The 24,565-nt window shown below is 45.5% G+C and carries 21 protein-coding genes; all 21 read right to left on the bottom strand.

Annotated elements, in window-relative coordinates; all coding sequences use genetic code 11:
- Positions 1-117: 117 nt before the first annotated feature.
- The 21 genes from BK127_RS16005 to BK127_RS15905 all read right to left on the bottom strand — a co-directional run bounded on the left by BK127_RS16005 (position 118) and on the right by BK127_RS15905 (position 24,455).
- Complete coding sequence (locus BK127_RS16005; protein WP_076231871.1) at positions 118-996, bottom strand: ROK family protein; 879 nt, start codon at positions 994-996, stop codon at positions 118-120.
- Between the two features lie 49 nt (positions 997-1,045).
- Positions 1,046-1,750 carry an MgtC/SapB family protein gene (locus BK127_RS16000; protein ID WP_179097504.1) on the bottom strand — a complete coding sequence of 235 codons (705 nt, stop codon included), beginning with the start codon at positions 1,748-1,750 and terminating at the stop codon, positions 1,046-1,048.
- Positions 1,751-1,835: 85 nt separating this feature from the next.
- Positions 1,836-2,840 (bottom strand): zinc-dependent alcohol dehydrogenase family protein, encoded by a 1,005-nt coding sequence (locus tag BK127_RS15995; RefSeq protein ID WP_076231867.1) that lies wholly within the window; start codon positions 2,838-2,840, stop codon positions 1,836-1,838.
- Positions 2,841-2,897: 57 nt separating this feature from the next.
- Entirely contained in the window at positions 2,898-3,626 is a 729-nt protein-coding gene (locus tag BK127_RS15990; RefSeq protein ID WP_076231865.1) for a glycerophosphodiester phosphodiesterase, read from the bottom strand.
- Positions 3,627-3,660: 34 nt separating this feature from the next.
- Positions 3,661-4,629, bottom strand: a complete 969-nt coding sequence (locus BK127_RS15985) for a ComEC/Rec2 family competence protein (protein WP_076231863.1) — start codon at positions 4,627-4,629, stop codon at positions 3,661-3,663.
- 23 nt (positions 4,630-4,652) lie between these two features.
- Entirely contained in the window at positions 4,653-5,456 is an 804-nt protein-coding gene (locus BK127_RS15980) for a histidinol-phosphatase (protein ID WP_076231861.1), read from the bottom strand.
- A 46-nt stretch (positions 5,457-5,502) separates the two neighbouring features.
- A complete protein-coding gene (locus BK127_RS15975; RefSeq protein WP_076231859.1) occupies positions 5,503-6,372 on the bottom strand; it encodes a carbohydrate ABC transporter permease in 870 nt (289 codons plus the stop codon).
- Positions 6,373-6,387: 15 nt separating this feature from the next.
- A complete protein-coding gene (locus tag BK127_RS15970) occupies positions 6,388-7,308 on the bottom strand; it encodes an ABC transporter permease (RefSeq protein WP_076231857.1) in 921 nt (306 codons plus the stop codon).
- A gap of 83 nt (positions 7,309-7,391) precedes the next feature.
- Positions 7,392-8,909, bottom strand: a complete 1,518-nt coding sequence (locus BK127_RS15965; RefSeq protein WP_076231855.1) for a type 2 periplasmic-binding domain-containing protein — start codon at positions 8,907-8,909, stop codon at positions 7,392-7,394.
- 219 nt (positions 8,910-9,128) lie between these two features.
- Positions 9,129-11,477, bottom strand: a complete 2,349-nt coding sequence (locus BK127_RS15960) for an AraC family transcriptional regulator (RefSeq protein ID WP_076231852.1) — start codon at positions 11,475-11,477, stop codon at positions 9,129-9,131.
- A 437-nt stretch (positions 11,478-11,914) separates the two neighbouring features.
- Positions 11,915-12,793 (bottom strand): carbohydrate ABC transporter permease, encoded by an 879-nt coding sequence (locus BK127_RS15955; RefSeq protein WP_076231850.1) that lies wholly within the window; start codon positions 12,791-12,793, stop codon positions 11,915-11,917.
- An 18-nt stretch (positions 12,794-12,811) separates the two neighbouring features.
- The gene (locus tag BK127_RS15950) at positions 12,812-13,777 is read right to left on the bottom strand and encodes an ABC transporter permease (RefSeq protein ID WP_305954303.1); all 966 of its coding nucleotides are present in this window, start codon (positions 13,775-13,777) and stop codon (positions 12,812-12,814) included.
- Between the two features lie 94 nt (positions 13,778-13,871).
- Complete coding sequence (locus BK127_RS15945) at positions 13,872-15,380, bottom strand: extracellular solute-binding protein (protein WP_076231846.1); 1,509 nt, start codon at positions 15,378-15,380, stop codon at positions 13,872-13,874.
- A 68-nt stretch (positions 15,381-15,448) separates the two neighbouring features.
- Complete coding sequence (locus tag BK127_RS15940; RefSeq protein WP_076231844.1) at positions 15,449-16,531, bottom strand: amidohydrolase family protein; 1,083 nt, start codon at positions 16,529-16,531, stop codon at positions 15,449-15,451.
- Between the two features lie 54 nt (positions 16,532-16,585).
- Entirely contained in the window at positions 16,586-16,996 is a 411-nt protein-coding gene (locus BK127_RS15935; protein WP_076231842.1) for a Rieske (2Fe-2S) protein, read from the bottom strand.
- Between the two features lie 212 nt (positions 16,997-17,208).
- Positions 17,209-18,324, bottom strand: coding sequence for an amidohydrolase family protein (locus BK127_RS15930; protein ID WP_076231840.1), 1,116 nt, complete (start codon positions 18,322-18,324; stop codon positions 17,209-17,211).
- 84 nt (positions 18,325-18,408) lie between these two features.
- Complete coding sequence (locus BK127_RS15925) at positions 18,409-19,245, bottom strand: phytanoyl-CoA dioxygenase family protein (RefSeq protein ID WP_076231839.1); 837 nt, start codon at positions 19,243-19,245, stop codon at positions 18,409-18,411.
- 209 nt (positions 19,246-19,454) lie between these two features.
- Positions 19,455-20,228, bottom strand: a complete 774-nt coding sequence (locus BK127_RS15920) for a helix-turn-helix domain-containing protein (protein ID WP_076231837.1) — start codon at positions 20,226-20,228, stop codon at positions 19,455-19,457.
- Positions 20,229-20,389: 161 nt separating this feature from the next.
- Positions 20,390-22,192: a sensor histidine kinase gene (locus tag BK127_RS15915; protein ID WP_076231835.1), complete on the bottom strand. Its 1,803-nt coding sequence runs from the start codon at positions 22,190-22,192 to the stop codon at positions 20,390-20,392.
- The gene (locus BK127_RS15910) at positions 22,189-22,968 is read right to left on the bottom strand and encodes a response regulator transcription factor (RefSeq protein ID WP_076231834.1); all 780 of its coding nucleotides are present in this window, start codon (positions 22,966-22,968) and stop codon (positions 22,189-22,191) included. The genes BK127_RS15915 and BK127_RS15910 overlap by 4 nt, the downstream gene beginning before the upstream one ends.
- Before the next feature lie 203 nt (positions 22,969-23,171).
- Positions 23,172-24,455 carry an MFS transporter gene (locus tag BK127_RS15905; protein ID WP_076231832.1) on the bottom strand — a complete coding sequence of 428 codons (1,284 nt, stop codon included), beginning with the start codon at positions 24,453-24,455 and terminating at the stop codon, positions 23,172-23,174.
- Positions 24,456-24,565: the final 110 nt, after the last annotated feature.

Raw genomic sequence — 24,565 nt, 5'->3', positions numbered from 1 at the left:
ATCATCATATGTGGGTGATAGCCTTAAAATTAGAAAAACTCGATTTGGCAATGCCTTTTTGGATCGGGGGATTGCATTATAATCTATAACAGGATTGCGAGCGATCAGCCGACGGTCTTACAGCTGAAGAAGCTCATGCTCGGCAAGCACCAATGCTCCACTAAGCCCAGCATTGTCGCCCAAACCAGGTGATACGATGTAGCGGTCGATTCCTGAGACAAGCTCATCCATCTGTACATAGCCGTTTAACATCTGAGTAACTTGGCCATGGATCAGAGGGAATAGTTGCTTTTGCTTCATGACACCACCACCCAGAATGATTTTTTTGGGTGAAAGAATATAGATGAGGTGCGTTACTGCTTGGGCTAAATAATAAGCTTCAAACTCCCAGACCTGATCATTTTGCTGTAGATTATGCCCTTTTTGACTCCATCTTTTTTCAATCGCAGGACCTGTAGCCATTCCCTCCAAACAATCCTGATGATAGGGACAATTTCCTGCATATTTGTCTTCCGGATGCCGTTTTACAGGGGTATGCCCCATTTCTGGATGGAGCAAGCCATGCAATAATTTCCCCTCGACGATGGCTCCAGCCCCAATTCCAGTACCAATCGTGACATATACACAGCTGTCCAGCCCTTTTGCCGCTCCCCACTGTGCTTCTCCTAAAGCTGCTGCATTAACATCTGTGTCAAAACCGATTGGGACATGAATATGTTTTTGAAGTTCTTGCAAAATAGGGTATTGATTCCAATGGGGCTTCGGTGTCGTTGTCACATAACCATAGGTAGTGCTTTTTTTATTCAAGTCCACCGGACCAAAAGAACCGATACCAATCGCTTCAACCTTCTTATTTTTAAAAAAACGAACAACCTGTTCCATTGTCTCGTCTGGTGTTGTTGTAGAAAAGCTCTCACGTTCTATGATCTCACCGTGCTCATTGCCTAATCCACAAACAAATTTCGTACCCCCGGCTTCAATTGCACCCAAAATCATTGACGTAAATCCCCCTTAAGCAAGTAACTTCCTACACCATTTATAACGATCACATAGGCAATCGTTGGTGAACCCTCACCCTATCATGGCCAGGACTAGTTTCAACTGAAAGAATGGAATCTAGTCCTTTGATCTGCTCGACCGCCAATAAGATTTTATTCCGATCCTTAACCTGCAGGTTAAAATAGAATTGGGTTTTCGCTCTCCCGTCTTCGTCATCCATTTGATCCAAATCATGCGTCATTTTTACATTTATGATTTGAATGCCTTGTTCACTGAATTTATAAGCAATGTTTCCAAGCATACCGGGATCATCATGTGCTTTGACCGTGACATCATTATTTCGGCGGTGCCTTAGCAAATACTTCTCCCATTTGTTTAACAGAAGAAGGCTGATAAGAACCAGAAGCGTCGCAACAAAGGCAGGGTATATGAACCCCGCGCCAACGCACAAGCCTATGCTTGCTACAACCCAAATCGAGGCTGCCGTAGTTAACCCTTTAATAGAAGAACCGTTACGGAGAATAGCGCCAGCTCCAAGAAAACCAATACCGCTAATGACCTGAGCCGCCAAACGGGCAGGGTCAATCCGTACGTTGACCTCCGCAACAAACTCGGAGAAGCCGTAGATCGAGAGCAGCATAATGGTGGCTGACCCCAAACATACCAAAATGTGTGTACGGAAGCCTGCTGCATGGTTATGCCATTCACGCTCCATGCCAACCAATCCACCGAGAACAACAGCAAGCACCATCCGCCATAGAAGCTCACCGTTGCTAATGAACCAAATGCTGGATATTCCGTTCAACGTGTTCACTTCTTTCTTCTCGCTTTCTAAATCAATAAACGATGACCCCTTTGGTCACATTCATTCCTGCATAATTACCCATGATTTGCGGTACTTCCCTTAGCGGAAATCGATGGCTGATTAAAGGCTCCACCTTGACGATCTTTTGGTCAATCAGAGCGATTGCTTCTTCATGCGTATGTGGATTAATAAAGGAACCGAATATACAAAGCTCCTTGGTGAAAATCGCATAAGGTGACACTTGGATTTGCGTTGACGGATTGGCGACGCCAAATAGCAGCACCTGCCCACCCTTTCTTGCAGCTTCAATGGCAAGCTCCATCGATTCCTTGCGTCCCACGCATTCAATGATTACGTCGAATTCTCCCTTGAGCTGCTCCATTACTGAAGCGGTTGGCTGCACGACCTCATCAGCACCCAGTGCCAACAACGCCTTATGCTTTTCTGCAGCAGGCTCACTAACCACGATCCTTGCTGCACTTTGCTTTTTCACCAATTGCAGGAATAATTGTCCGATAAAGCCACCACCGATCAGCAGCACGGAATGAATCGGGCGAATGTCGACTTTCTTGAAGCCATGTAGCACACAGCCAAGTGGCTCAACCATTGCCCCCTCCGCAAAGCTCATCGAATCCGGCAGCAAATAGCAATTCGCAGCGGGTACGATTGCATATTCACCCATGCCTCCATCACGTGTAACACCAACAGCTTGAAGGTGGTCACATAGATGCGATTGGCCATTGCGGCAATATCGGCAGCTTCCGCAGTACATATTCGGGTCTATCGATACCCGGTCTCCTGCTTTAAATGGCTTCACGTGCTCCCCGAATTCTGTGACGATACCAGCCAGCTCATGGCCGAGCACAATCGGTGGGGTTACGGCTGCGGAGCCTGGATTTCCGTGATAAATGTGCTGGTCTGTGCCGCAAATGCCGCAGCTTTTGACTTGAATCCTCATTTCATCGGGTTTAAGCTCCGTTGTTTTCCATTCCTTAACTTCAATCTGGTGAGCTTCTTTGAGTACGGCTGCTTTCATTGCTCTATCTCCTTCATCCAGTCATATAACCACACCTCATACGAACCGGCACAATGATTAAACCTCGAGACGCAATTTCGGGTTGCTTTTATATAAGTCAGCCCAACGCTCCAGTTCATCGGTCGTAACCAATGCGGCCGGATATTTGTCCGCAATGATCTCCATTTCTTCCATAGAGTTGATCACTCCGGGACCACAAATAATGCCATTATCTCTCATAAGCTTATCGTACGCCGGTGTCAGGAATTTAAGCTGTGAACCCAGAAAGGTACAACGCATTTCTTTCATAAAAGGGAATACGTGCGGCATATTACCGCTGCAAAGCGCCCCTAATTCAATGTCCTTATTAAGCTCTCTCGTCCGCATGAGGGAGAAATGGTCGAACGATATAATCTGTGACTGTTCCAGTGTATCTGTACTGTAAACGACGTTAAGCGTTGCTTCCTCCAGATTGGGATACATGTCACCGGCCTGCTTCAGTTCGATAAGCACTTTAATTTTACCCTTGAGCAAATCCATCGTCTCTTCAAGCGTCGGGATCGTTTCCGTCCCTTCAATTGAGAATTGCTTCAATTCCTTCAGCGTATAATCTCGAATAAATCCTTTCCCGTCGGACAAGCGGTCAATGGAATAATCATGGGTAACAACCGGAACACCATCCTTACTCAAGTGAACATCCAGTTCCAGGTGGGTAAAATTTAAATCGCAAGCTGCTTGAAACGACGACAATGTATTCTCTGGAAATTTCTTGGGATAACCACGATGTGCAATACCTCTGATTTTCATATAAAATTCCTCCATAACTAAAAGTTTATTGTTTTTAATTGCGGCTGCATGACGAAAAATATACGGTTTCGCTGTAGTCCTGTGCTTCGGCACTGCAGGTCACACTGTAGCCGTCTGTCGTTAATTCGATCGTTTCGAATACATCCGTTCTGAACACTTTGGCACCATTTTTACTATAAAGATGGTTGTTTGCAGCAAAAGCGGCCTTGTTTTCAACAATATAATAATTACTCGGGATGATAACCACCCGTGCATCACAAGCTTCTATCAATTCCCGGTTAATGGATTGGTCTCCACCATGATGTGCTGCTTTAAGCAAGAACAACTTGGACAGCTGCTTGCTGGCAGCAGACTGCAGGATGCCTTCCGTCTGCTGTGCAGCGCAATCACCTGGAAACAGTGCGGTAAACTCTTTAAAGCTTAGCTTCAATACCAAATTCAAGTTATTCAAATTAACGCTTGACTCCATTTCATCCTGCTGAAACAACGGAACATCGATGATGTCCCAATACAAATCAGCATCGATCCGGATTTGCTCGCCAATATTCTCTCTACTAATAGCTCGATGGAGATGCTTATTTCGCTGAAGGACAGCATCAAATTGCTGCCAATTATCATAGTTTTGATCGGCTACCCCGCCTTTTTCGACGTCAGTTTCAGATACGGGAGCATAAATGATCTGGTCAACAGCAATGTCCGGATGCTCCAAAATATCAATGAAACCGCCAAAATGATCCTGATGGGGATGGGTGAGAATTGCCATATCTATTCGTGTAATGCCAGACTCCAGCAAATAAGGGATAATGATCTGCTGGCACTGGTTTTTCTTGCCTGCATCCATCAGGATATGAAACGTCCTTTTCGCTTGGAAGTAGCTGAACAGGAAGCTGTCGGCAGGCATTTCCACCGGCACACCCAATGACGTATGTTCTTTTGAGTTCAGATTGAAGGTCTTGATGCGCAAATATCCCGTCTCAGGTTGATAAGCATGCTGCTGTTTCATCGCTATTTCCCCTCGCACTCGCATTAAATCGATATACTTACAGGCTTAAGGTTGCGGAACATGATCAATTCCTTATAGCCCAATTGCTTCAATAAGGTGATTGTTGAATCCCAATGCTCCCCTACCCGCATAGGTCGGTGCGAATCGGAGCCAAAGGTGACTTTAACTCCATAATGACTGGCTATTTCAAGCACCTCTCGGCACGGATTAATCCCTTCCCCACGCTCGATCCCTGAGGTATTGACCTCGTACACCGCATCGGTTTCTGCAAATACCTGCATCGTCTTTTCAATTAGCGGACCGCATGATTGCATGAAATCCTTATAATATCGTCTGATTAAATCCATATGGCCAATAATTTGAAACACGCCGCTTTTGGCTGCTTGCTGCAGCAGGTCAAAATAGATGAATTTCTCCAGTTCCAACTGCTCCTCATCAAGCACCGTCCACAGACCTCTATCCGATATATGCTTGCCGCCCGAAATATGGATAGATCCAATGAGATAGTCGATGGGATATTTACGGTATATGTCCGCATACAGCTTTATCGAATCCGTAAAATAATCCGACTCCACACCTACTAAAACTTCAATTTTACCTTCATACTGCTTCTTAAGCTTCACCACCTCTTCGATATACTTTGGAAACTCACTCTTCGCCATCGCCAATCCTGGTGAGGGATGGTCCTCTTCTGCGGCAAAATATGGAGAATGATCTGAAATCCCGATTGCCGACAAACCTAAGTCGATAGCGGAGCGGATGTAACTCTCAATTTCATCGACTGCATGCCCGCAGCGATGATGGTGTGTGTGCAAATCAAACTTCATTTTATGACTTCCTCCCAATTGGTTCCAACCAATAATTTCATCCAGCTCATCCCTTTACGGAACCAACCAGTGTGCCTTTTACAAAATACTTTTGAATAAATGGATATACCAATAAAATAGGCAAAGTGCTGACCATAATGACTGCTGATTTCAGTGTATCGGCAGGCGGTAATTCATTCGTCAAATCCATTTGTTCATCTTGAAGTGAACCGCTGAGTAATATATTGCGCATGAACACCTGAACCGGATACTTGTGTGTATCATTCAGATAGATAGAGGCTTGAAACCATTCATTCCAATGATAAACCCCGTAAAACAACCCGATAGTAGCAAACGACGGCATCGATAAAGGGACAATGATCTTCATTAACACTTTAGCTGGTGAGGCGCCGTCAATTACGGCTGATTCCTCAAGCTCAATCGGAATCGACATGAAGAAATTGCGCATAATGAACGTATTCCACGCACTAACAAGCGATGGCAGAACTAATACCCATAACGAATTTTGCAAACCGATATACTTGATAAGCAAATAACTCGGGATTAAACCGCCGTGAAAGATCATCGTAATAAAAATGAAAGTAACGGCGATATTTTTCCCCGGCAATTCCCTGCGGGCCAGACTGTAAGCGAGCATGGCAGTCACAATCAAATTCAGTGCTGTTCCCACCAGTACACGGAAGAGAGTAACTTGGTACGCACCCCAAATTAATGTGCTATCGAATAAAACCATCCGATAAGCTGTCCAATCCAACTCTTCAGGGAATAAAATAAAGGCACCTCGCCGCATCCACTCTTTTTCACTAACCAAGGAAGTAGATAAAACCGACAAAAATGGCAGTAAAAAGGCTAGAGATACGAGGACAAGGACAATGTAGATCAACCATTGGGTTGTTTTTTCTCTTTTGTTAATCATAGTATTTCCCTCCCCTTACCACAGCCCAGGCTGATCCATTTTTTTGACGATGTAATTGGCGAGCAGAATTAAGACCATACCCACAATATTTTTGAACACACCAATGGCGGCCGCGAAAGAATATTGCATTTGCAGCAGGCCTTGCCGATATACATACGTATCAATGATATCCGCAACTTGATACACGGACGGAGAATACAATAGAAAGATCTGCTCGAACCCGGCTTCCAAAAACTTGCCTACATTCAAGATGAGCAGAATGGATACGACAAAACTAATGCCAGGCAAAGTAATATGCCACATTTGCCGTAAACGGTTGGCTCCGTCCATCTTGGCAGCTTCATAAAGCTGCGGATCGATCCCCGCCATGGCTGCAAGATATAAAATACTGCCCCAACCTATCGATTGCCATACATCGGAAATGACCAAGATGGTTCGAAAATAGGCCGGCTCACCCAAAAAGGAAACTGCTTCTTTACCGAGGGCGCTTAGAATGGCGTTCAGAATCCCATTGTCTGTTGACAACAAATTGGTCAATAACCCGGCAACAACAACCATGGAAATAAAGTGCGGCAAATAAGAAATGGTCTGCACGCTTTTTTTGAACCATTTGCTCGTGACCTCATTCAATAATAGAGCGAGCAGGATCGGAGCGGGAAAACCAAAAAACAGTTTATACAAACTGATGATAACGGTATTTCCAAGCACATTCCAAAAATAATAGGAATCGAAAAAACGCTTGAAATGTGTGAGGCCTACCCACTCGCCGCCGAATATTCCCTCGATACCATCAAAAGGTGTGATGTCCTTAAACGCGATCGATACACCAAACATCGGAATGTAATGAAAGATGAAGAAGTAAAGCAGACCGGGAAGCATCAGAAAATAATAAAACTTCTGCCTTCTCCAAATATTTCCAATACTCTGTGAATTCATAGTTGTAACTCTCCCATCCAGCCATTCAATAAGGCGATGCGGCAGGTCCAGATAAACCTAACCTGCCGATACGCAGTATGGGCTTATTTCTTTTGTTTGTTATACTGTTCCGTTTGGAAATCAATCAGTTTATCAAGACCTGCCTTGTATAGCTCATCTACAAACTTATTGTAGTCACTAATTGGACGGGCACCCATAATAAACTTGATAACTTCCTCTTTCCGGAGACGATCCAAATCGCCCGCGTTCGGTACCTTTTCCTTCAGAGCCATCTGGTCATAAATGACACCGAGATCGAGAGGCATTTTCACTTTGTCAAACTTGGTTAATTCATTATTCAGGAAATCGGAGTGCTTAACCCGCAGTGGATCATTCGTAGCATACTTTCTTTCCATAGCCAGTCCAAGAGTAATCATAAACTCTCCGGCGTATGGACTTGGATTGAATACCTCGACGGTCTTCTTGCCCTCGTCAGCCCATTTCCAATGTTTGTCCTTTAAACCGTACCAGGCAGTCAAGTGGTTCTCCACGTTTTGATACTGCCAGTTAATGAATTTAATGACCCCTTCCGGACTTTTCGAAGATTTAGTTACGAGCATGGCTGAAGATGTTCCAGGATATGCCGTTTGGAAGTAACCTTTAGGTCCTTTAATATCAGGAATTGCTTGATAGTCCATCTCCTTCACCGTCTGTGCTACTTTCGGAGCATTAACAGTCAAACTAGAATACCAGATGTCCACCGCACCGACACGATTGGTCTTCAACATTTCCAGTACATCATACTTGGCGAACGTTTCACGATAAATGTAGCCCTTCTGGTACCAATCTGCCATCTTCGCCAAGAAATCGACGTAACCTGGCTGCAGCTCGGGAATTTTCAGTTTGTTATCTTTTGGGTCTATCCAATTGCTGTAGCCGTTCTCGGTGAAAGCGCCGACCAAGCCATATTGAAACCGGTCGTCCAGCAGGATTGGAATGGAATCGTCCTTCCCGTTGCCATCTGGATCTTTTTCCTTGAAGGCTTTAAGCACATTCTCGAATTCATCAAGTGTCTTCGGCATCGGGAGGTTCAGCTTCTGCAGCCAGTCAGCCCGAACCCAAAGCGGGAAAGGAGCTGTCGTAATAATTCGTGGAATACCCCAGATTTTCCCGTCCTTATCCGTCATAAGCTTCCAAGCATCGGCGTCCCACGCCTTCTTGATGTCGGGACCGTATTTGTCCAGAAGATCATTCAGTGGGATAATGGCCTGTTTGTATTCATCCCAGCCTCCTTGAAAGACATCCAGTTGGTCGCCTGAGGCGAGCAGAACATTCAGCTTATCCTTCTCGGAGCCTTTAGGAGGGATGATTGCCTTTGCTTCTACGCCAGTTTGTTCTTTAACATATTTCGTCACTTCTTCCAGCGCTTTCGGGTCACTGCCTTCCGGTTTGCGGGAGATCGCATTCGTGTTCATATAAATGACGATTTTGGAAGCGTCCTTAGACTGTTCTTTAACCGTACCTCCCGCCGCTGGTTTAGCCGGCGTATTGTTGGAGCACGCAGCAACGAGTGTGACCATCATTGATGCGGCAACGGTCGTTCCAATCCACTTTCTGTTCATTCTCTTTTTACCTCCCCATATGTTTTCATTTGTTCGCGGTCATTAGTAAGACCTTCTTGAATGAAGCGCTTTCATCCCGCAATCAGAGCATAGCATGCTTAAAACGATGAAATATATAGTAGTTTCACCATGTCAAAAGATTAATGCGGAAAATGGTGGTGTGTGCCCATCTAATCGGCTTCTTTCCTTGATTTTAATAAAAGTGATATCAAGATTGTATTACTCCCGCACGTGCTGCTTACGGTATTCTCCAGGGGTCATGCCCGTCGCTTCTTTGAACAGCTTAATAAAATAATACGAATTCTGGTAGCCAACGCTTGTGGCCACATCGCCAACCTTCATGTCTGTCGTTTCCAGTAGCAGCTTTCCCTGTTCAATCCGCCGAGACGTCACAAATTCAACGAACGTCTTGCCAACAAATTGCTTGAACAACCGGCTGACATAGGAAGGATTGAGCGACAAGCGGCTGGCAACTGCATTTAAGCTCAGGTCTTGGCTCAAATCCGCATCAATGATATCCAGTATTTTGGTAATATGATTGGTTCCTTTGGCATTAAATTCTTCCGACACGGATACAATCACTCGATCCGTAAGTTCTTCGAACCAGTCGGTAATATCCTCAATCCTCTGTTTATTCGCAAGCTTCTGATAGGGATCCAGCCCGAACAACGTATCCGTCTTACCTCCGATCGCCGAAATCCCATACTGCAGACCCTGGAGCAGCTGTGCGAAGAAAGAACGGGCTTCATTGTAGTGGATGCGTTTCTCCTTGATGTTCTCCACAATGGCGTCCAACGTCTGCTTAGCATCCTCCGATTTCCCCAATTTAATGTTTGAGACATACGCTTCGGACAACTGTTTGAACCAATCCTGGTCCCCACTGGAAATCAAAGATACGTCACCAATAAAAATGACTTGATTGCCGCCATATAAAAATCTAAATTGCAGCGACTCCAATGCGCCGTGATACGAACCAGGAAGTGTGGACATATCGCTGCACGGACTGCCAATGCCGACTGTAAATCCGTCTCCCATTGATTCCTGTAGCTGCTGCATCATACCTTCAGCAATCAAAAAGACATTATCCAATGACAAGTTTCCCATAGTCATTACAATTGCGAGCTTGTCATCCTCCACTTCAGTGATCAGGACCTGTTCGCCGTCATAATTGCACTGCTGCAGTAAATGAATGACCTTGATTCGGTACAAATCAATAATTTTCGGATCTTCCGCCTCCAACAATATAGTATAGTTATCCATGGATACGACAAAACAAATGACAGGACCTAATTCAAACTCGATTCCTAAATAATCAAGCTTGGCATTAATCTCTTCTTCTGTCCGGGTACTCGGCTTCAGTAGCGAAAGAATAAATTTTTCCCTATAGTAAGGCAAGCTTTCCTGCAATCTGTCAATGATCCGTTCTTTCTCATATACGGTCAACCGAACGAAATCGGCAATGTCTTGAAATTCATCCTTCAACTCTGGTTTGGAGCTGCCATCTGCTTTCTGTTTTTGTACTCTCATCGTATCCATCACTTGCTGAAGAGGCCGGTACAGCTTTTTGGAAGATAAAAAGGCAATCAAAATGGTCGCAAAAATCAAAAACAACGATGACATGAGAATCTGCTGCTTCAAGTAATTCAATCCTTGCTCCAAGCTGTCCATACTCGTATAATTGACGAACGACCAGCCAAGCTCGGGAGAGAACGTGCTGGTGATCAGCATGTTTTTTTGGATAACGGTATTATTGGTATCTTGGAACACACGTGTATCGTCCTTGATGAGTTCAAGCAATTCGTCAGTCGTTTTCTCCCCGTGGGATTTGAAAATCAATCCCCGTTCCCGGGAGACGATCAGCAGGTTATCCTGATCCGACAGCTTGGATACGATCTTATCCTCAAGCTTGTCCACATCCAAATTAATAATGAAGGCATTGGACACACTTGAACGGATGATCAGAGTGATCACATTTTTCAAGCTTTGATTCGCTTGCATGGCTGGACGGGTATCGAGAAAAACCATGCCACGCTCATCGAATCGGTCCAGTGAATCAAACCAGTCCTTATCATAAAAGGAACCATAGTCGTATTGTTTGAGCAAGGTTTCGCCGCCGAAAGTTAACACGATGCTTTTGTCACGGTCATAATAATAAACCGTATCCACATAGGAACTGGACAGTTTGAACAGATTGATGCTGTTTACTGCTTCATCTTTGTTTCTCAAATACCAATAGTTGGTCGGCAAATCCTCTGTTTTCAGATTACCCGACAAGTTCTCATAATAATACCCGTTGGGAAAATTCTCGAAATTACGAAACGACGTATTATAAATGACTTGCTTATTGTTCTCTTGTATTTGCTGTACGAGGATCTCCATCGCGCTTTTCATTTGAGTCAGAAGAACTTGGTTTTTGGTGCTGGCTTCCTGACGGAATACTTTCGTGACATTTACATAAGCCAAGATTGATGTAACCATATTCGGAATGATGGCAATCAACAAGGAGTAGGTTAAAAGCTTCACGAAAAACTTTCTGCGATGAAATAACTTTCTGACATAGGTATTCATTTTTATCACAAGCACCTTCCACTAAATTTCACGGGTTATGCACCTTGTCGGTAACACCTGCTCATTCCGCTCCTTCAATATATCATGATTTGAAAACAATACGATATAAGAAAAGCTTCTGATCGAAGCCTATTCAGTGAAGATACGTTCGTGTCCAATAGGTTGCTTTTCTTGCAATATCAGAATATTCAGCTCTGCTGAAAACTTATACATTCAGATATTATAAAAAAGAAGGCTTCGGATGCTAATACAATCTTATAAAATTACCCAGGGGGTTTGGAAGCATCCAATCTGTAAACCCTATAAATGGAAATAAATTACTTTTTTAATACAAAAATAAGCCCGCCCAATTCAGGGCAAGGCTTAAGTCGTTTATTTGCTCAATTCTATTATTTACAAATATTACCTTTGCTTACTTCGCCACAGCACGTTTAGGATTACCCTTTCACTGAACCAACCATGACACCCTTCGCAAAGTGCTTTTGCAAAAAAGGATAGATGAACAGGATGGGAAGGATCGCGAGGATGATCGCCGCGGAACGGACAGTCTCCGACGGTGGGGCTGAGTCGCCGATAGAGGCTTCCATGCCGGAGGTTGAAGCGCGGTTATCGAGAACCAGCGACTTGACCAGTACCTGCAGCGTCCATTTTTTGGAATCGGTCAAAAACATAAGAGCATTAAAGTAGGTGTTCCAATGAGCCACAGCAAAAAACAGAAAAAATGCGGCCAAGGCCGGCTTGCTGAGCGGCAGGATGATACGGCCAAAAACACCCAGGTCCGTACAGCCGTCGATTTTGGCTGACTCCATCACCTCTACCGGCAATGAATCCATAAAGCTTTTGACCACGATCAGACTCCATGCATTGGTCAGCGACGGGAGGATCAGTGCCCAATATGAGTTCATCAAGCCCAACTCCTTAACCAGAAAAAAGCCGGGGATTAACCCTGCGCTGAACACCAGAGAAAATACAACGATCCCGTAAATCCATTTCCGGTGGGGCAATCTTTTTTCGGTCAAGCCGTAAGCCATCGTAAAGGTAAAAGCCAAATTTAAAATCGAGCCTACAATCGTAATAAACAATGTGCTGTTCAAGGCATTCAGAAAACTATCCGATGACAAAATATAGGCATATGCAGCCAAAGACCATTTTTCAGGAAACAAATGGAAGGTATATGGAACATACACGGCTCGATCCGTCAAGGACAAGCTCAACACATAAACAAAAGGAAACAGACAGGATACCGAGATGATCGCCAACAACGTATAATTCACGATATCAAAAAGCGTTATTTTTTTGTGCTGCACAAAGCTCATGGTCGATTCCCCCAGCCTTTAGTAAATGCCTTCGTGTCCCAGTTTTTTGACAATATAATTCGAGGCCATGACCAGCGCCAGACCAATAAGGCCTTTAAAAAATCCGACTGTTACCCCCACACTGTACATACCACGGAGGATTCCGTTATTGTACACATACGTGTCGAATACATCGCCCACATTACGCACTAACGGGTTCATCATCAACAGAACCTGCTCAAAATTCACATCGGTAATATGGCCCAATCGGAGGATTAACAGGATGACGATCGTCGGGCGTATGGCCGGCAAAGTAACATGCCAGATTTGCTTGAATCGACCCGCGCCGTCCACAACGGCTGCCTCATACCTCTCCGGATTGACGCCTGCTATGGCAGCCAGGAAAATAATCGTTCCCCAGCCCGCATCCTTCCATATGCTTTGTACCGTGACCATTCCCCAGAACAGCTTGCTGTCATTCAGAAAGGAATAAGGCTCCAAACCGACAGCCCGTATGACCTTGTTAATCAAGCCGACATCAACAGATAACATGAAAAAGGTCAGACTCGCAATCACGACCCATGACAAAAAATGCGGCATATAGATTAACGATTGATTCACCCTTTTGAACACTTCGTGACGAACCTCGTTGAGCATAATTGCCAAAAGCACAGGCAGCGGAAAAAAGAACACTAGCCCGAATACATTGATTAATAGTGTATTGCGCAGCATGATATAAAAATGCTCATCCGCAAACATCTCGTTAAAATGCTTCAGTCCCACCCACGGGCTGGCAGCAAATCCATCAATGGGGCTGTAATCCTTAAAAGCAAGCAGCAGGCCCCACATCGGTACCATCTTAAATACAGTAAAAAACAGAAATCCGGGTATCACCAGCAAATACATATGCCTGTATTTCACATATTGCGACCATGCTGAACGCGAACGGACCCGTTCCCGGGAGTTTGCTGCCGTTTTATTCCATTCAGCCTTTTGAACTTCCATCATCATGCTCCTTCCATTAAAAAATGGGAGGGTCAACGGATAGGTGCAGCCAGCTGTCAGCCGCCCGTTCGTCCGTTCCGTTGACCTGGGTTGATTAATTCCCGAAGTATTCCTTATAGCTTGCGGCAAGCTCTACGAACGATTTTTTCAATACGGCGTTATTCCTTAAGCCTTCAATATATTGCTTGTATTGATCCATCGTAATGATGCCCATAATGGCTTCCGTTCTTTTCTTTTCAAATTCATCTGCAAATTTCGGCCATTCCGCCGTCCAGGTCGTCGAACGGATAATCCGGAAGGGATCGACCGTCAGCTCCTTATATAATGGCTTCACTTTTTCGCGATTTGCCAAATCGACTTCAATCGGGGCAAGCGGGCTGTCTACTTTATCCCACTCGTTTCTTTTAATTGTAAACGGATCATTCGTAAAGCTTTGAATTTCCTTGAGCCCGATATCGGTCATGATGTACTTTCCATTTTCCACCTTATGGTGGACGCCCTCATATCCATAAAATAACGCTTGGGAATTTTCATCGCTGGCTGCCATATTGAAAACATCAAGAATTTTTTTAACTTTTTCTTCAGGCACTTTTTTGGAAATGAATAGACCGCCTGTAAACCCCGGCTCCAAATAAGCGCTGTAGCCCCCTGGCCCTTTTAGTGACGGGATCAGCTCTACACTGGCTTTGGGGTTGACCTTTTTATTTTCCTGATCCATCCGGTATTGATGCCAGAAATTTTTGGTATGAAATATCGTTTTACCGGAACCGAAGAAATTATCCGGCTCAAGGCCTTTGACTGCGGAAAACTCCTTGGACATCAAGCCGTCCGCATATAATTTATGGTACCAATCCACCATGTCCGTATAAGCATCGCTTAGTAAATTACGGTACATGCCGCCTTCTTTGTTGTATTGTGGGGTAAAGGTGCCGAAGGAAGAAGCAATCGATTCAAAAAACAGCGTGCCTATCAGCTTGTTGCCTGTATCCTTGGCTTTGATCTGTTTTAACGCTGTGTACAGCTCATCTGTCGTTTTGGGTAAAGGCAGACCAACATCATCCAGCAAATCCTTGCGGATCATCCAGCCTGTATTAATTTGAGAGCGGGCTCTCGGAATAAAGAAATACGTGCCTTTATATTTGGAATACTTCCATGCTGCTTCGGGTATGTTCTTTTTCAGATTCGGATATTTGCTTAAATCCCCGAGCATTGGACCCAAATCCCAAAAAACCCCTTTATCTACCGCGTTTAATGTACCGATATCATGAGGGTTCTGAGCGGATACGACATCCGGCAATTCCCCGGTCGCCATCGCCAGATTCAGCTTCGTTTGAAATTCGACATCTGGAATCCATTCAATAGCCAGCTGCAGGTTGTTATCCTTCTGAAACTTGGTCCAAAATTGATTTTTCATGTCGGGAACCGCAGCAAAGGTTGATACCATCGTGCTATAGGCAAAGGGCTTATTGTCTGTTGCAGTCGGCTGACTGTCCGTGCCCTTTGCATCATTGGCTGCTGGGGCCGCACTACAGGCTGCCAGCGCAGATAAGGTCATACCCAGTGCGAGATACCCGGCTGTTCTTGACAACACTTTACTTTGCATGCCAATCATCCCCTCATTATAGAAATCTTTAATGCGTCCTAGATAAACGCTTACAAGTATGTGGCTAATCAGAGTTTGTAAAGCTGTTTGGCATTCTCTTTAAAGATTCTCTGCCATAACGGCTCAGGTAATTTAGGAAATGCAAGCTTCGGGGAATCAAAATCCCAATGCGGGTAGTCGCTTGAAAACATCAACAGATGCTCCGCGTCCATCATTTCCAGCGTTTGCAGCAGGTGGCTGTCATTGTCAGGCCGCTCCAATGGCTGTGAAGTGATCCGTACATGGTCGCGCAAATAATCGCTCGGGCGTTTCTTCACCCAGGGAACCTCATAACGGAGAGCTTTATATTCAGCATCCAGTCTCCACATTAAAGCCGGCAGCCAGGATACGCCGCCTTCTACTAACACAACTTTAAACCCGGGAAACCGTTCAAAGACTCCTTCCGTGATAAAGCTAACCAGATGCGCCTGAAAGCCGAGCGAAAGACAGGTGTGCCACTCAATATAATGGGTGGGATACCCCGGAGTAGGCTGGATATTAATGCCCATACCGTCCGTACCCGGATGAATGGCCAAGGGCAGTCCGGCTTCCGCACAGGCCTCATAAATCGGATAATACTGCCGCTGTCCGAATGGTGCCCTTGCACCGGAATCCGTCATCACCTGAACAAAATGCGGGTGGCCCGCCCATCTTCTGATCTCTGCCGCTGCCGCTAATGGATCTTGGTGAGCAATCGTAATCGATCCTTTGAATACACCGTCGCCATTGTATTTGCCGAGCCAGGTATCTGCCAGCCAATCGTTAAATGCAGCAGCTACGGCGGTTGCAAAATCCGGATCGGGGAGTAAATTACAGAAGGCACGAGGAAGGAGAATACAATGATCGATACCATATTTCAGCACATGCTGCTCTCTCAGAAATTCAGGGTCGGAGCCGCTGGGTCCCCCGCCGGGGGGCTTGGCATCCTGCCGATCCCCATGCACTGGGTTACCGTAATGCCCCCTACCCCCACTATTGAACCGTTCCCGCCAAGGCTGCTTCATGTAGGACTGGATTTCTTCCTTGTTTTTCGGATAGGGATGTACATCACAATCAATGATTCCGGTTTTATTGGTGCTTCGATTATGAGTGCTCTTTATCTGTTCCTCCATAATGAGGTACCGCCCCTTTCTGTGTTTTCTGCCACCTTGCCGAATAAACGTACATTATCTGTGCACAGAAACCATAACGCGCTCCTCCTCGACACTGACCGGGAACGTCTCCAGCTTGGGCTGCTCCTCCTCAGGCAGTTCTACCTCAACCTCATAGGTTTTCACCCAGCAACGATTGGGGTCGAACAACGAGTGCCCGTTCGTTAGATCAAATTCCCAGCCATGCCATGGACAGCGGAGAATCTCTCCTTCCCTGCCATACAGAAACTCTCCTGGCTGAGAGGGAAGCGTCGTTCCCGATACTTTGCCCACACATAATGGCGCCTGCTGGTGAGGACAGCTGTTTTTCACTGCGTAGTACGTACCATTAACATTAAAAACACCCATCGTAATGCCTTCTACCGTAACAATTTTCCTTTGACCCGGTAAAATTTCACTGGTAACTCCTACCAAATGCTTGCCCATCTGCCGATTCTCCCCTCTGTTCTACTATACATATTTACTTTATAAGTCTGGTGAATAAAGAGCGGAGCGGTCAAATAATCCTGGAAAAGCGTTAGCGTTCACCTTTGTTTCAGTATTTTTACCGCTAAGTGTCTTACAAAATAATAAAAATACAGGAAACAACAGTGATTGGAAGGATATTTGACCGCGCAGCGGATACTTATTCACCGGACTTATAATCCATAAAACTCCTCCGCATTTTCAAAAAAGATTCGGTTATACAGCTTCTCCGGAAGCTTGGGAAATGCCGATTTCGGATTGTCAAAATCCCAGTGCGGATAATCCGAGGAGAACATCAGCAGGTGCTCGGCATCCATCATTCTTAACATATCCATAAAATCCTCATCGTTACTTGGTCTTTCCAACGGCTGCGAAGTAATCCGCACATGGTCACGCAAATATTCGCTTGGCAGCTTTTTGACCCAGGGAATTTCGTGACGTAATGCCTTGTACTCCATATCGAGCCGCCACATCAACGGAACCAGCCATGTCGAGCTGCCCTCGACCAGCACGATACGCAGATCCGGGAACCGCTCAAACGTTCCTTCCGTCAAGAGACTGACCAAATGCGCCTGAAAGCTGAGGGACATACAGGTATGCCATTCAATGTAATGGCTTGGATTGCCTGGAGACGGAAGAATATTAATGCCAATCCCATCTAATCCCGGATGCAGAGCAAGCGGTAAATGATGTCTGCTGCACGCTTCGAATATCGGATGAAAATTGCGGTGTCCCATCAGAAATCTGGCACCCGAATCGGTAGTCACCTGGATGAAATGCTTGTGCCCTGCCCAACGGTCGATCTCCTTGGCAGCGGAGGCTGGATCGCTATGATTGATAACGATCGACGACTTGAATATGCCGTCATGATTATCGCCCGGACCGATCCACGTATCTGCGATCCACTCGTTATAGGCCGAAGCAATTGCATTGCCGTAATCCAGATCGGGAAACTGGCAGCTGTTCTCGCGCGGAATCAAGATCGCGGTTTTGATATTATTGGCTTCAAGCAGCTGCTTGCGCATGAAGCCCGGGTCTGAGCCAGCAGGTCCTCCGTCGGGTGGAAGCGAATCCTGACGCATACCGTGGGAGGGGTTGCCGTAAAACAACCCTCTCCCTCCTCCCCGAAACCGTTCTTTCCAGAACTTCGGCAAGTATTGCCTAATTTGATCCATACTTTTGGGTATCGGATGCACATCACAATCGATAATGCCGTGCTTCACTTTCTTTCTTGCTGCTCTGGAAGCGTCCGAAGGTTCGTTTACTGCTGTCTGCTCATTTACTGACATCGCATATCCCCCTTGCTTAAGCATAGTCATTATGGTCGCTCTATCGTTGAACTCATCCATTTACCTGTGCATTGCTCCACCTATTTATTTGCCCACCTGCCCAGGTGCATGCTCCTTCAACCATATCTTCAGCGGCACCTCTTCATCCGTTGGTGTGTAATAACCGTTGCAGTTAATCCCGTCACCCAGCAGCTGCCGCTGAATCGGATCACACTTCGGATACAGATCCTGTACCGTCATGTCGTCCTTTGTCCGTATCCAACGGTATCCATAACCATAGAAGAGCACTTTGCGCGTAATGTCAGACCAATTCGGACTTGCCGCATGCCACAACCTCCGGTCGAAGAACACGGCCGTTCCCGGCTTCACACATACGGGAATCGCTCCTTCGAGCTGACCGATCCCACTCTCAGGTCTGACCATTGTATTATTCAAATGGCTGTTGGGCACGATCCAGAAATTGCCGCGTCCCGGCTCGGAAATATCCGATAAAAAATACGCTACTTTCAACGACATACGTGGTCGCGGCTCCGATTCCATTTCGATATTCATCCGCCCGCTGTCCTGATGCCAGCCGAACGTTTTATCGTTCTGCTCTGCGCCACTCGGTGGGGTAACGATCATATGGGCATGATACAAATAAATGTTCCAGCCGAGAATTCCCCATACTTTAGGAAGTACCTTTTCATAATCGAGTAAATCAAGGAAAAGCTGGTGATCCGGAATAAAGTTGGGATGAAACAAAGCCTTGGTTGTATCATGACCGGCCTTTACCTTCGTTTCGAATATATGGTCAACCTCTTTGGTAAGCGCTGCCACTTGCTCGGGAGATAAAGCATTTTCCAGGATCAGGTACCCTGTCTTGTTAAACGTTTGACGCTCTTCCTCTGTTAATGCATACTGCAAACTCGATGGCTCCATTGATCATTTCCTCCATTTCAAATTATGATGGCTACTTGGCTATCTCAAGCGTAGAAGCTTTCTTCTTCTCTATCAGCATAGTCCCTTTCAGCCTTCTGCACCATTAACGATATCCGCCTCTTTGTACGATCTTACGATTGTGGCAAAGTTTTTTAGAAAGAAAAGACACCTGCTGCATTTCTGTGCAAGTGCCTCTATGAAAGTTAAATCTATCCGTATTTTTCATTCAAAAAATCTGTCGGCGAATAACCGGTTACCTTTTTAAAAACACGATGAAAATAAGCCTGGTCACAAAACCCCGTCTGTTCGGCAATTTCGCGAACTGTTATCGATTTGCTCAGCATCAAATCCTTCGCTACCGAGATCCGCACATCATGAAGATATTCTATCGGTGTAAAGCCGGTCACTTGCTTAAATAAACAGGATATGTAATTGGGCGTTTTTCCACTGTAATCCGACAAATCCTGCAGCTTGATGGATTCCTGATGATGATTGTGGATATAGTTTTTGATATCGGTAACGAGCTTCAATTTCCGTGTACCAAGCTCCCTGTGATCCAGGTCGCTGTTGATCATACTGAGCATCTCCAGCAGAATCGCATAACAGGTCGTATCCAGATAAGGCCCCTTCATCTGCCAATGATGGGTTAACTGCGAGAATCTCAGCTTGAAATACGCAGAGTTTTGAATTTTCATTTTAAAGCTCTTTTTCTTATCCAGTATCGGCAGCAGTCCTTGATCGGCTCCTGTCGAACTGAACACCGTTGCATACCTTTGATGGTATTCAAGAGCTGCTCCGCTGCGCAGCGAACCCTCCGGAATGTACAAAATATCACCCTGCTGCAGCGGGATTTTCTCATTATCAACCCAATAAATCAATTTGCCGCTTGTAATAAAAATCAGTAAATCATGTGTGGTTACGGTGCGATCCATCCTCCAGCTGCTGTCAAGCTCCTTCACATAACATGAGTGCAGGTTAAACATCCACATCCGCCTCCTTGTATTATCACTTTAATTGTAAACGTTTTCCAAGGGAATTCCAGAGATTCGTTTCGGACGATAGGGTAATAAATTCGGAACTTACAGCATTAAGATTCAATCATGAATATGACAAAAAGTGGTGTCCATCATGCAGCAGAACCTCTTCAACGCACTGCAGGCTGCTCGTCAAAGGAGATGGGGATTTGCAGGCTAACCTGAGTCCCTTCATTCTCGATGCTGTTAACTTCGATGCCGTACGGCTCGCCAAAAGCAAGCTTGATTCTCCGCTGGATATTCAATAAGCCCAGCCCTTTTTCCGTGGAAAAGCTCTGACCGATATCCGCCGCTTGTAAGCGTTGGCGAAGCTTGTGAAGCTCTGCAGCAGGTATCCCTTTGCCATTATCGGCAATTTCAAAGCGTACCACATTGTCCGCCGTCACCCAGCCCTTTATGGTCAAAATCCCTTTGCCGTTCTTCCGTTCCAGTCCATGATAAATCGCATTTTCAACAATCGGCTGCAGGATCATTCGTGGAATCCTCATACTCAGAACGTTGTCTTCGATGCTGATGTGCTCACTGAATTTGTCAGTAAATCGGATCGTCATGATACGCATATAATCCTGAATGCAATCCATCTCATTGTTGATTTGGACAAAATGATCCTCCTTGATGCTGTACCTGAATATTTTGGCCATCGATGTAGCGATCTCCACAATTTCCATCACCCGGTTGGCAAGCCCAATGCTTCGAACGCATTCCAACGTATTATACAGAAAATGAGGGTTGATCTGACTTTGCAGAGAAGCTAATTCAGCTTGTTTTTTGGCTAATTCCATCTGATACAATGAAATGCTGGCTTCCAGCAATTGCTCATTCGCTTCGTCAACCCGATCCAGCATCCTGTTGATTTCAATAGCCAAAAAACCCATTTCATTGCCGATCGACATTTTCAGTCTTTGCTTGCCGTCATTGTTCCCGATAAAATTGACAAAACGTATAATCCGCCCAAAGGGCAGCGTCACACTTCGGATAAACAGCAGGCCCATCACCAAAATAAGCAGCGTCATCGCCGTGCCGATCATAAAACCGCTGTTGCGGATAGCCCGCAGTTCGTCGGTCATTTCGTTAATCGGAATCATGCTGACAATTTTCCAATCCAGAAGTTCAATCTCGTTGATTTGAACATGGTTCAGCTTCTGACGATATTCCACCTGATGCTCCCTGCTGTCGCCTTCCATGCCTCCAAAAATCGATTTATCAAAAAAAGTTCCTTTCATCGAGCTTTCATCCGCCGTAACAATGTGGGATTCATTATCGAGAATCATCAGTAATGAATTGGGTGTGTTCTTAATGTTGGTTATATGCTGGTCCAAAATTTCTGTTTTATAAACGACAATACATTTTCCCAAATCCGAAACTGTGCTGTCACTGTTTAGCGTGGAAGAAATGGAATGATAAAAGAAGTAGGCGGGCCGCTCCATTTTTTCACTATTAAATACTTTCCCGAAAAATTTCGTTTGCGAACGAAAAACAGGCAAGCTGTATTTCTTCTCAAACTCCTCAAGGACTACATAATCCTCGGGGTTTAAGGCGCCGAGAATATTGTTGTTTTTATCCACGATCATTATCGATTGAATATTCTTGTTGGAGGCTTTAATACCGGACATAATTTCTATCACAATCTTGTTGAGTCGAAGTCTGTAGATCGGGTCATCCGAGCTTAAATAGTCATGTGTCATCGTGTTGTAAGAGGAGGCCAGTGCAGCATCCTTAATATCCTGCGCATAGGAAATCACCTTTTCCTCCACCTGCTTCAAGATTTTGGAGGTATGTACATTTTCCTTGTCCTCGGTCAGCCCGTAAAATTTGGAATAGTAGTAAATTTGCAGTGAAAATATCATCAGCGTGGATATGCCGACAATGAGCAGCAGCTTGTGCATTAAAGTCATTTTCGTTAATAATCTCATGCCTCATCCCCCTGCAGGCTCTTGCGGTAGCCTGTCGGAGTCATGCCAAACCATTTTTTAAAAACCTTATTGAAATAATTGCAGTCTTTATAGCCTACTGTCCGGGCAACCTCGTGAACCGATAAATGGCTTTCCTTGAGCAGCTGTTCGGCTTTATTCATGCGCAGACGGGTTACAAATTCGTTGAAGGTAGATTTCGTAGCCTTTTGAAATAAATCACAGCAATACGTGTAGTTGATATAAAATTTGTGCGAAAGCTCCTTCAGGTAAAGCTCATCCTCATAATGATGATTAACATAGTCCAGCAATTGTTTGAAATTCTCATTGATGAGCGGGCTCGGCGCAGCATTCTCGGCTTTTGGCTCCAATTCTCTTGCCGCGACTTCTTTTGGTAGATGCATCGACTCCAAATGGTGGCTCAACCGCTCCAGCAAAGCATCCGCCGCATCGAATTGAAGCGGTTTCAACATATAATCAAAGCAGCCCAAGCGAATCGACTCCTGCGCATAATGAAAATCAGCCGCTCCGCTAATAATAATGAACTCTGCTTTGATCCCCTGCTCCCGGCACAGCTTCATCAGGTCTATCCCCGTCAGCTCCGGCATCCTGATGTCCGTCATGACCACATCCGGCTGCTGTTTAAGGATGGTGTCGTAGGCCAACAAAGGATCGGTTGTATCCGCTATCACCACAAAACCGAAATCGTCCCATCTGAACGTGTTGAGTATACCTTTAAGCACCCAAGGCTCATCATCTACAATTAAAACGCGATACATAGCTTCTCTCCTTTCGTAACCAAAAGGTACTTTGGATCCTCATCGTACCATCCTCGACTGATCAACAGAATTATAGGCACCTTCAAGCTCATTCTACTTGAGGATTCATCCAAGCGTAAAGGACAGCACGAAAAAAATCACAGTCATTTGACTATGATCATCTCATTTTTTCCTCTTGGATTACTTGATGCTTGCGCCTTGTATCAGCTGGCTGTATCAGACGTTGGCGTTAAATGCCGGGTTAATGCCCAAAAGAGCAGCGCTAAGGCGCTGACCGCAGCACCCAGCAAGCATACGGCGATCCAGCCAACATGTGCGTACACGAAGGTTGAAGCCACCGAACCCGTTGCACTGCCGATGGAATAAAAGATCATATAGCCCGCTGTAAGACGGCTGCGCGATTCCGGACGAACGCTCAAGATCATGCTCTGGCTAGTCACGTGCACAGCCTGCACGGCGAAGTCCAGGGCGATCACACCAACAATTAGTGCCCACAATGAGTGCTCGGCAAAGCCGATTGCCAGCCACGATCCCAGTAATACGACAAGAGCTATACCTGTTGTTCGCTGCCCTAACCCACGATCAGCCAGTTGTCCTGCTCGCGCTGCCGCTAACGCTCCCGCAGCACCTGCAAGCCCAAACGATCCGATTGCGGTATGTGACAGTGAAAGTGGCGGTGCACTGAGCGGCAGAACCAGCGAAGTCCACAAGATGCTGAACGCAGTAAAAATCAACAAAGCGATCACGGCACGGATAAGCAATACCGGTTCCTGAACAAACAGCATGAACACCGAGCGCAGCAATTTGGGATATGATAACGCCGCTGTCATTTTTCCCTGGTGAGGCAATACCCGGAACATCACACAAGCCATTACCAGTGTTAATGCCGCAGAGATCAAATAAACCGCACGCCATCCGGCAAGATCGGTCCAGACACCAGCAAAGGTACGCGCCAGCAAAATACCAATAACCACACCGCTCGTCACCAAGCCAACAACACGCCCTCGATCGGCAGGCGCAGCCAAAGTCGCCGCATATGCGACAAACACCTGCACGACTACGGCCAGTAACCCGACTACCGCCATACCTATCAACATAACAGCGCTATTAGGTGCACAACCGACAGTTATAAGTGCAAGAACAGATATGAGCATCATAGTGACAACCAACTTGCGCCGATCCAACAGGTCGCCAAGCGGTACCAGCAAGAAAAGCCCCAACGCATAACATATTTGAGTAATCGTAATGATAATCCCAATCGACGAATAAGCGATACCGAATTCGTTAGCTATCGTGTCAAGCAGTGGCTGCGCAAAATAGATGTTGGCTACAGCCAGCCCACAGGCAACTGCCAACAACAGCGTAATGGAGCGTGAAAGGGATGGAACCATACCTGAACCGGATTTAGTAGACTCTACAGTCGTTCTGGGTTCTACACCGCTTGAATCCTCATAGACAACTAATGCTTGTTCATCAAGCTTTTCCATGTGCTAACACTCCTTATATATAAATCATCATTTTATACTGATCAGTATGTTATGATGGTTAATAATATATAAGTTATCATTTATTATGTCAATGGATTTGACAATATCGC

The sequence above is a fragment of the Paenibacillus sp. FSL H7-0331 genome (genome assembly GCF_001956045.1).
The sequence above is the reverse complement of the archived record's forward strand: the minus strand, read 5'-3'. Positions and strand labels throughout refer to the sequence as shown.

Excerpts from the sequence above, each read along its gene's own strand:
- BK127_RS15950 (WP_305954303.1), bottom strand. The coding sequence starts at position 13,777 with ATGGAAGTTCAAAAGGCTGAATGGAATAAAACGGCAGCAAACTCCCGG.
- BK127_RS15960 (WP_076231852.1), bottom strand. The coding sequence starts at position 11,477 with ATGAATACCTATGTCAGAAAGTTATTTCATCGCAGAAAGTTTTTCGTG.
- BK127_RS15990 (WP_076231865.1), bottom strand. The coding sequence starts at position 3,626 with ATGAAAATCAGAGGTATTGCACATCGTGGTTATCCCAAGAAATTTCCA.
- BK127_RS15995 (WP_076231867.1), bottom strand. The coding sequence starts at position 2,840 with ATGAAAGCAGCCGTACTCAAAGAAGCTCACCAGATTGAAGTTAAGGAA.
- BK127_RS15965 (WP_076231855.1), bottom strand. The coding sequence starts at position 8,909 with ATGAACAGAAAGTGGATTGGAACGACCGTTGCCGCATCAATGATGGTC.
- BK127_RS15945 (WP_076231846.1), bottom strand. The coding sequence starts at position 15,380 with ATGCAAAGTAAAGTGTTGTCAAGAACAGCCGGGTATCTCGCACTGGGT.
- BK127_RS15955 (WP_076231850.1), bottom strand. The coding sequence starts at position 12,793 with ATGAGCTTTGTGCAGCACAAAAAAATAACGCTTTTTGATATCGTGAAT.
- BK127_RS15915 (WP_076231835.1), bottom strand. The coding sequence starts at position 22,192 with ATGAGATTATTAACGAAAATGACTTTAATGCACAAGCTGCTGCTCATT.
- BK127_RS15905 (WP_076231832.1), bottom strand. The coding sequence starts at position 24,455 with ATGGAAAAGCTTGATGAACAAGCATTAGTTGTCTATGAGGATTCAAGC.
- BK127_RS15970 (WP_076231857.1), bottom strand. The coding sequence starts at position 7,308 with ATGAATTCACAGAGTATTGGAAATATTTGGAGAAGGCAGAAGTTTTAT.
- BK127_RS15935 (WP_076231842.1), bottom strand. The coding sequence starts at position 16,996 with ATGGGCAAGCATTTGGTAGGAGTTACCAGTGAAATTTTACCGGGTCAA.
- BK127_RS15940 (WP_076231844.1), bottom strand. The coding sequence starts at position 16,531 with ATGGAGGAACAGATAAAGAGCACTCATAATCGAAGCACCAATAAAACC.
- BK127_RS15975 (WP_076231859.1), bottom strand. The coding sequence starts at position 6,372 with ATGATTAACAAAAGAGAAAAAACAACCCAATGGTTGATCTACATTGTC.
- BK127_RS15910 (WP_076231834.1), bottom strand. The coding sequence starts at position 22,968 with ATGTATCGCGTTTTAATTGTAGATGATGAGCCTTGGGTGCTTAAAGGT.
- BK127_RS15925 (WP_076231839.1), bottom strand. The coding sequence starts at position 19,245 with ATGGAGCCATCGAGTTTGCAGTATGCATTAACAGAGGAAGAGCGTCAA.
- BK127_RS16005 (WP_076231871.1), bottom strand. The coding sequence starts at position 996 with ATGATTTTGGGTGCAATTGAAGCCGGGGGTACGAAATTTGTTTGTGGA.
- BK127_RS16000 (WP_179097504.1), bottom strand. The coding sequence starts at position 1,750 with ATGGTGCTTGCTGTTGTTCTCGGTGGATTGGTTGGCATGGAGCGTGAA.
- BK127_RS15980 (WP_076231861.1), bottom strand. The coding sequence starts at position 5,456 with ATGAAGTTTGATTTGCACACACACCATCATCGCTGCGGGCATGCAGTC.
- BK127_RS15930 (WP_076231840.1), bottom strand. The coding sequence starts at position 18,324 with ATGTCAGTAAATGAGCAGACAGCAGTAAACGAACCTTCGGACGCTTCC.
- BK127_RS15985 (WP_076231863.1), bottom strand. The coding sequence starts at position 4,629 with ATGAAACAGCAGCATGCTTATCAACCTGAGACGGGATATTTGCGCATC.
- BK127_RS15920 (WP_076231837.1), bottom strand. The coding sequence starts at position 20,228 with ATGTTTAACCTGCACTCATGTTATGTGAAGGAGCTTGACAGCAGCTGG.